Origin of the sequence: Acidovorax sp. ST3 (assembly GCF_003231145.1) — a bacterium.
Taxonomy (GTDB): Bacteria; Pseudomonadota; Gammaproteobacteria; order Burkholderiales; family Burkholderiaceae_C; genus Acidovorax.
Genome location: NZ_QKVP01000019.1, coordinates 1 through 846 on the forward strand (window position 1 = coordinate 1; position 846 = coordinate 846).

At 57.4% G+C, this 846-nt stretch carries 2 protein-coding genes; both read left to right on the top strand.

Going from position 1 to position 846, the window contains the following annotated elements; genetic code table 11:
* Positions 1 to 143: SDR family oxidoreductase (locus tag DNK89_RS23280; protein WP_153064316.1), on the top strand; the 143-nt coding region annotated here is incomplete at its 5' end.
* Positions 144 to 592: 449 nt separating this feature from the next.
* Positions 593 to 846, top strand: a 254-nt coding sequence (locus DNK89_RS23285) for an enoyl-CoA hydratase/isomerase family protein (protein WP_161958975.1), incomplete at its 3' end; no start/stop codon positions are given.

The window sequence follows — 846 nt, forward strand, 5'->3', positions numbered from 1 at the left end:
AGACTGTGCCCATGGAGCGCATTGGTCAGCCGGATGATATTGCTCGCGCCGTCCGGTTCTTTGCGGAACCTGGCTCGAGCTACGTCACTGGACAACTTCTGTATGTCTGCGGTGGACGCAGCCTCAGCAGTCCTTCGGTTTAGCGGTCCTGCTCACCCGCGCGCAACCCAACGGGAGGTGAGCATGCTGAACAGTGCATTGAGCGGACTGAATGTCATCAACTTCGCCCAGGGGATGGACGATCCGACCTGCCCAATGTACATGGCAGCGCTCTTCCTAGGGACATGGTGAGGGGATCTCTTTGCTGGCGGTCTATCGAAAAAATTAGTACTGCGCCTGACCTCCAGCAGCCGGTTCGCCGGCGACCGGCGCAGAGGTTGATCAATGAACTGATGCAGATCCTAGAGAGCGTTCGCTCGGACAGCATTGATCGGCGTTGACTCGGCTAACGCTCTGCGTCTGCTGTAGACACTGGAAGGGTTGAGCGCCCGCTTGGACGCCACGTCCGTGATGTGGTTGTCGAACTGGGCTTGCTATCTGACGACATTCAGTCGCCGGTCGCAAGCCATTCCTATTCAAATCAAATATCTTCATGGCAATCGAAATAGAAATACAGGATGGCGTTGCCATCATGACCTTGAATCGACCGGAGGCGATGAATTCGATTGATCCGGAGTCCAACGAGCAGCTGCTCGAGGTTTGGCATGCGGTATCGAACAACGAGGCGCTGCGGGTACTCGTTCTCACAGGCGCGGGAGATCGCGCGTTCTGCACTGGGGCGGACCTCAAGAAGACAATGCCACCGGCCGACAGTGCGGCGCGGCAAGTCTTTCGCGCAGGAACCCA